The following is a 6,153-nucleotide window of genomic DNA, read 5'->3' as shown; positions in this document are numbered from 1 at the left end:
GCTCACCAACCAAATTTCGAAGCGGACCAAGCAACGAGCGACTGGTGCTTCTAGCACCAAATAGCCTGTGCGTCGTCCGCTATGATGAAATTGGGCTTGGTGTTGTCGCTGGTTAAGAAAGTAGCAAACCGTCGTTGCTGTTGGGGTCGATGTTCTCTTCCCATTCGCGGCGGATTTCTCGTAGGCCGTAGGCGCACATTTCGAATTGCTCACTCATTCGATGGAGCACTTCGCAGGATGGTCGATCTTCGCCGCCTTCAATTGTGGCTGCGATCGCGTAGGCTCGCTTTCCTTGCCGACAATAGTCGAGGAATCCATCCGGGGAATTCGCTTTGTGGGCTTTTCGCAAACTCTCGGGATACATTCCGGACCAAAACAGCGTGAAGTCGCCGATGTGGCGATGAACCTCGCGTTTGGCCAATCCGATTCGCTGTTCAGCTTCGCACAGCATTTGAAAAACCTCGGTGACTGGTTTTCCATTCGTGCGTCGCACGCGGTAGGTTGCATCCAGTCGAGTGAACCGGAGCAACAGGTCGCTGATGTAGTCGACCATCTGGACGTCGGCCACGCCGAGCTTAGAGTGAAAAATGCACTCGCTCAGGCCTCGGAAGAAACGATCAATGGTCGATCGACCATTGTCGTTGTCATTGGGACTTGGTTGTTCAGGCGCCATCGTTTTGCCTCCTTAAACTTTTGACAAGGAAGGGCCCGTTTGCCTGAATTCCACAACTAGTAGCACTCAGGCGATGCGTCAAGAGATATTTTACATGGGAAAACGAAGGGCGGCGAATACGCGATTAATTGCCTGGTGGCAGCGCACCATCAGCCTTGGCTGCCATTTGTTCCAAAATTCTTTGATCCATGGACTCGCCGCCAAAGCGAACCTCGCCGCTGCCGAGTAATAAATGAACGCCCGCTGGATGGTCGCTGACCAACCCGCCTACGTACAAGGGAGGCGTCGGCACGTCGCTGGCAAGTGTCTCTTGCAATCGCTTTCGTTCGGCGTTGATGGCGTGGCCCGTGTTTCGAAGCGAGCTTCGCGTGCCGCTAATCCATCCCAAGTCTTCTTCGTAACGCGATAGCTTTTCGCCAACGAACAATGTGTACGACAACCCATCGGTGATGTCATCGGTCGTGGTAGGGCGATTCAAGATGAACACGCCGTCGTTGGTTTCATCGATCGGGGTTTCAGTTGAAGCGTGAATTCCAGCATAGCAAGTTGTATTTTCTCGGATCACCGAAGCCGACGGACACAGCAACCTAGGCATCCGTAACATCCGAACTGGCGTATTCTTTACGTCGTAGACGCTGACGCTACGGTCGACGGCTTGATCAATCGGCTGTGCGTCCATGGTTTCAAGCAAGCCCGAAATCCAGTTGTGGTGAAATCCTTCGGCGACGCTTCGAATCGGAGCCGAATCGTTCACCGTGCCTGCGGGCAGGTGCCCGTGACGAGCGTCGTAGGCCGAAATCGCCAGCGAAAGTTCGGCAAGGTTGTATTGACAATTGCTGCGACGCGAAAGCTCGCGCATGTTTTGCATTGCAGGGACGGCCATGCCCATCAGCACGCCGATGATTGCGATCACCACCAATAACTCCACAAGCGTGAAGCCGGTGTATGAACGGCAATGGGTGGGTGAGTGAGAAGATTGCATGGTAAGTCTATTCTTTCGGTGAGGTTGCTTCAGTTTTAATTCTATCTCGCCGGACAATGGCGTCGAGTTCTCGATCGCCCATCATCCATTTAGCGGAAACGGAATCGGAATCTGGATCTCTTGTAACTACGATTCGAACGTGATTGAGTTCGTCCAGTGGCAGTGTCCAGCGTGCGGATTGGCTGGCCGTCACTGTTTCGATGGCACGCTCGAGCAGCCTGATTCGCTCGCGATTAGCCTCAGCACGGCGGTCGGCAAGTTCAGATCGAAGTGTCAACTGCATGCCTGTGATCACGACCACGAGCAGGGACATTACGATCATCAGAAAGGCGATGCCTCGACGATACCGGGGTTGTGACTTCATTGAATCGCCTCCACAGTCCAGTGCGTTTGATCATTCTCGCTCAACTTCAATGAAAAGCGATTGGCTTCCTTCGACATCGCGGCGGTAACGTCCCGGTGAATCAGAAACTGATCCGCTGATTTCTGGTCGCGCTCGATTTGCGTTCGGTCGATTCGCTGTTTTTCTGGCACGAAACGGTACTTTACTTCGGTTTCGTCACGCTTGATCACAAGCGTTGAATCGTTCACGTTGAAGCTTTCACACCCGCGGATATCGCTACGAATCGAATCGGCAAGGCGAGCGATCGACGATCTTCCGCTTCGCGACTCTTGATGCTGTTTGCTGACAAGGGTGAAGGAAGAGATTAATTGGAATGTGGACGAGGCAATGAACATCAGCAATCCAAGAACTGAAATGACTTCAATCAGTGAACTGCCGCGACGTTTTTGTGAGCAACGAATAGTCATAGTGCATCCTCGCTCTCAGCGCTGCTTTCATCATTCGTTTCGGCGGTTGGTTCAAGAAGTGACCAAGCATGAGTTCGATAAACAATATCGCCATGGTACCGAGCCAAGATTTCAGCATGCTGACCTCGTGAGTCATTTGTTTCAAACTCAGAAACGTCGATCGTCATCGGTAATCCTGCTGCGTCACTAACCTGCTCGGCGATATCGGATGCTGTGTCCATCCATTGGTCCGCCGGAGTCGTTCTTAAGCGTTCCACAGTGTTGTCGCATGCAAGTTTCGCTGCGATTGTAACGTCCGCATTGCGGTCTAGTTTGCGGACGTCCTTGGCGTATTTCGCTACCGCAATTCCTGCGGTGAACAACAACGCAGCCGCCAGCACGGCTTCCATCGCTATAGCACCTTTGCGAGTTCCGCGATGGAAGTAGGTTGGTCGGTTCAGGTATGAAGAATGACTCACTGGATGGCTCCATAGTTAATCAGTTCCATTAGCGCTTGCATGAATCCTACGGCGTAGGTCCCTACCAATGCTGCAAGAGTGAAAATGCAGACGGGAAACAAGATGCTATTGATCCATCCTCTTCGGATCATTGAATCGCGAAGGTTGCGATCGCCGATCATTCGCAGAATGGACGTAATTCGTGACGGTGCTGCTCCATCGATCCAGGGGACATCGGCGTTGTCAATCCAACCGGCCTGCGCAATCGCTTGCCCCGGCGTTTTCCCTTGCTCAATCCATTCCATCGCCTGTTGAAGTCGATTCCGTTGACCAGGGTCGATTGCGATCACATGGGCAACCGTCAAAGCGCGGCCGATGGGCCAACCCGAGTCCACGGCGTCAGCAAGTCCATGTAGCAGTTGCGACTGGTTGCGAGCGACTGTCGAGCTCTCTGGGATCCATCGTGGGAGCTTCAATTTACCGATTCTGCCACGTCGCAGTACGGGACGGATGACAAGGAAGAAAGCCGCCATCGCGACAAAGGCAAGGGAAATTGGAGTGGTCGTCAAGAATTCAATGTACTTCGGATCGCCGATTTCGAACTCTTCGAGTAGCTGCACAATGGTTGGACGAACGAAGACTTCCAAAAAAGATGTTACCAGCAACGCGACAAGTACCGTGATGAACAAATACAAATTGCGGCCAACACCGTTAACGCTGGAACCTACTTCACGACGGTACCGGTCGAGCGATTGGTCAAGATTGCCATGGATCAAGTCAGTGCGTGTCAGGTCCGTTGAGATCGCTTCACCATCGTCGGCCTGTTGCATCCCTCCCTGCAACGCCACTGCGGTTGACAGTTGCAACGGCACGCGAGCTCTTGCTGCGGCTTCGAGAGGTTCCTGGCCCATCATCAATCGCCTCGCAAATTCATAGCAACGACCACTTAGTGGTCCTTTGCGGGAAAACGAGACCGCTACCGAAGTAACGTCTCCGCCATGTCGAGCCACGGATTCCAAAACGTCATTGAATGACTGCACCGTATGACGAAACCGATGCCCTTTGTATTCGAAGATTGCCGAAAACGTGAGCAGCGAAAGAATCCAGCCCATCAACGATGGGAAGATAAACGTGAATACGCTTAACACGCCCAGCAGTGCTATGACCCAAATTGCAATTCGAATGGGGCGATTGATCATCGAAAACCTCCCAACGTGCTTCCCATCGCGCGCCACATCCAACCCAGCGATGCGGAAAGCGCAATCCAGACCAAAAGACCAGACATGAGCGTGGCAGCGGGAGGAATGAAGTGTGTCATGATGCCCAAGCGTCGTTGCGAAACCGATTCGAAATGATTGGCGGCTGTGGTCCAGCGTTCGGGAAGGCTGCTCGCAGGAACCTCAGTGTGTTCGTCGCTAGAAACTAAAAGCCGCAACATCGCCGCATCACCTTCGATCAGTTGCTGTGAAGCAAAGAATGGCTGCCCTCGATTCGTTCGCGCAGCAAACTCGGCAAACCAATCTCGAACGATTCCGTCGCGAAGAATTCCCGCAGTTAATGAAAAGGATTCGCTGTAGGTACATCCTTGGTGCAGAAGTCGCGCGACCGCATCGCATCCGGTTGCCCAATCCAGTGAATCGATGACGGACTGGATCCCGGGCAATCTTCGGCGCAGCAAAGTGATTGCTCCTGCCGCGAGAACCATAATCGCGATTGCCAACAATAACCCAGGCACAACGTTTGAAAAGCCGCGATCGGGAAGAGGATGTGGATTAGCATAGGGATCGTGAAAGTTATTGAGCGACGCGGAGTTTGAATCAAAGATCGCAGCGATATTGTTGGCCATCATGTAGGCCGTTGCCGCACTAGCGACCGCCGCGATCGCGATCGTCGACCAAGCCATCATCACGCATACCCAGGCGCGACGTCGCATTCGGCTACGTTGAACCTGGCCAGCGAGCCAGTGCATCGCGAGGCGTTGAGCTTCAACAGAGTCGTTGCGGTTTTCCGAGTTCGTTATCAATCGCTTAGCGACGGGGTCACTCTTGATATCAGCGATCTTAAGATGCTTTACCACTGCTCGACCTCCAGATAGATAGGTCGCAGGACGGAATAGGCGTAAGCCAAAATAAAACCTGCGCCGAGTACGAGAGTGACGATTTGCGGAATGATTGTCGTTGACCAACGCTGTCGCGCGTGCGATTTGTCATCGTACTGCAAACTTAAAATGCGTAGCCCCGTGACGATGCCTTCGGTGTGTTCCACTGGGCCGATGTCGGTGCCAATACCGGTGGCTTGGCGAATCAAAGTGGCCGTGGGAGCATCAGACAATTTGGGTGCGTCGCCTTTGATAATCTCTTGTTGGTTTGACAGTTTTGCGGCTGCGATGATTGCTTCGGATTCAGGAACGCCCACTTCCAATTGATCGGCGAGTGAAGCGCAAAACAGGCTCGTGCGAGAAGGCTGAGAAACAAACACCCGTCGACGCAGCAATTTGGCGAGTGCAAAGACGACGACAACGAGAATGATCGGAGGCCACCACGCATTGTGATGAAAGAAGTCAGCCATCCGGTTCAACCACGGTGCCCAGATCTCATTCGCATCCAAACTGTTTCGAACCAAAGGTGCAATCACACCGACTAATACTGCATAGGCGGCAAGCAATAGGATGACTGGGTAGGCCCATGCCAAGCGAGTGAGTTGGCTCAGGTGCGAGCGGCGGCGCAGGTGATCGCTCAATCGACTCAGCAGACGGTGATCGAGCGCATGGGATACTGAATGGGTGGCGTCACGCGTCCTCCGGCAAACGCTTAACGCTGTTTGCACTGAGCCCGTCATTGGTGAATCAACGATTGCAATCGCATCGTCCAGTGCGACGCCCTGCTTCAGTCGTTCGGAAATCGCTTCAGCAGCCTTGGCCACCTTTCCCAATCGCTGATCCCGTAGCCGGTCTAGGGTTTCGGGCAACGGCAAGTCATGCGCCGCCGCATAGGCCAACTCGTCGAGTAAGTTCGCGAACTGTTGATCGTTGAGTCGAACCATCTACCGCCCTCCGCCACGTTTAAGACAATACGTCTATATTACGGATGCCGGCCGTGCGATGCAAGCGGAAAATGAAGATGCGAACAGAAGCGGTGACCGGCGTCGACTAACTTCGACCGGAAACAGCTTACGCAAACGGAAGAGTTACCTGAGCGAAAGAAGCTTCGCGGGGACAGAACGCGCTAGGGCCTGGTTGATCCGCCTAGTCA

8 protein-coding genes are annotated in these 6,153 nt (G+C 53.4%); all 8 read right to left on the bottom strand.

What is annotated here, in order from left to right; all coding sequences use genetic code 11:
• Positions 1 to 112: 112 nt before the first annotated feature.
• The 8 genes from Pla22_RS18860 to Pla22_RS18825 all read right to left on the bottom strand — a co-directional run bounded on the left by Pla22_RS18860 (position 113) and on the right by Pla22_RS18825 (position 5,944).
• Positions 113 to 673, bottom strand: a complete 561-nt coding sequence (locus Pla22_RS18860; RefSeq protein WP_146516296.1) for a hypothetical protein — start codon at positions 671 to 673, stop codon at positions 113 to 115.
• 124 nt (positions 674 to 797) lie between these two features.
• Positions 798 to 1,655 (bottom strand): DUF1559 family PulG-like putative transporter, encoded by an 858-nt coding sequence (locus tag Pla22_RS18855; RefSeq protein ID WP_146516295.1) that lies wholly within the window; start codon positions 1,653 to 1,655, stop codon positions 798 to 800.
• Positions 1,656 to 1,662: 7 nt separating this feature from the next.
• Positions 1,663 to 2,019: a hypothetical protein gene (locus tag Pla22_RS18850; protein ID WP_146516294.1), complete on the bottom strand. Its 357-nt coding sequence runs from the start codon at positions 2,017 to 2,019 to the stop codon at positions 1,663 to 1,665.
• Positions 2,016 to 2,465 carry a hypothetical protein gene (locus tag Pla22_RS18845; protein WP_146516293.1) on the bottom strand — a complete coding sequence of 150 codons (450 nt, stop codon included), beginning with the start codon at positions 2,463 to 2,465 and terminating at the stop codon, positions 2,016 to 2,018. The genes Pla22_RS18850 and Pla22_RS18845 overlap by 4 nt, the downstream gene beginning before the upstream one ends.
• Positions 2,462 to 2,923: a hypothetical protein gene (locus tag Pla22_RS18840; RefSeq protein WP_146516292.1), complete on the bottom strand. Its 462-nt coding sequence runs from the start codon at positions 2,921 to 2,923 to the stop codon at positions 2,462 to 2,464. Before Pla22_RS18840 ends, Pla22_RS18845 begins: the two co-directional genes overlap by 4 nt.
• Positions 2,920 to 4,101 (bottom strand): type II secretion system F family protein, encoded by a 1,182-nt coding sequence (locus Pla22_RS18835; RefSeq protein WP_146516291.1) that lies wholly within the window; start codon positions 4,099 to 4,101, stop codon positions 2,920 to 2,922. Before Pla22_RS18835 ends, Pla22_RS18840 begins: the two co-directional genes overlap by 4 nt.
• Positions 4,098 to 4,979 (bottom strand): hypothetical protein, encoded by an 882-nt coding sequence (locus Pla22_RS18830; RefSeq protein WP_146516290.1) that lies wholly within the window; start codon positions 4,977 to 4,979, stop codon positions 4,098 to 4,100. Before Pla22_RS18830 ends, Pla22_RS18835 begins: the two co-directional genes overlap by 4 nt.
• The gene (locus tag Pla22_RS18825; RefSeq protein ID WP_146516289.1) at positions 4,973 to 5,944 is read right to left on the bottom strand and encodes a type II secretion system F family protein; all 972 of its coding nucleotides are present in this window, start codon (positions 5,942 to 5,944) and stop codon (positions 4,973 to 4,975) included. Before Pla22_RS18825 ends, Pla22_RS18830 begins: the two co-directional genes overlap by 7 nt.
• Positions 5,945 to 6,153 lie beyond the last annotated feature (209 nt).

Source organism: Rubripirellula amarantea (assembly GCF_007859865.1).
Classification (GTDB): domain Bacteria; phylum Planctomycetota; class Planctomycetia; order Pirellulales; family Pirellulaceae; genus Rubripirellula; species Rubripirellula amarantea.
This window is presented reverse-complemented; position numbering and strand designations above follow the sequence as displayed.

Coding starts and splice junctions, on each gene's coding strand:
- Pla22_RS18850 (WP_146516294.1), bottom strand. CDS start 2,019: ATGAAGTCACAACCCCGGTATCGTCGAGGCATCGCCTTTCTGATGATC.
- Pla22_RS18845 (WP_146516293.1), bottom strand. CDS start 2,465: ATGACTATTCGTTGCTCACAAAAACGTCGCGGCAGTTCACTGATTGAA.
- Pla22_RS18825 (WP_146516289.1), bottom strand. CDS start 5,944: ATGGTTCGACTCAACGATCAACAGTTCGCGAACTTACTCGACGAGTTG.
- Pla22_RS18835 (WP_146516291.1), bottom strand. CDS start 4,101: ATGATCAATCGCCCCATTCGAATTGCAATTTGGGTCATAGCACTGCTG.
- Pla22_RS18860 (WP_146516296.1), bottom strand. CDS start 673: ATGGCGCCTGAACAACCAAGTCCCAATGACAACGACAATGGTCGATCG.
- Pla22_RS18855 (WP_146516295.1), bottom strand. CDS start 1,655: ATGCAATCTTCTCACTCACCCACCCATTGCCGTTCATACACCGGCTTC.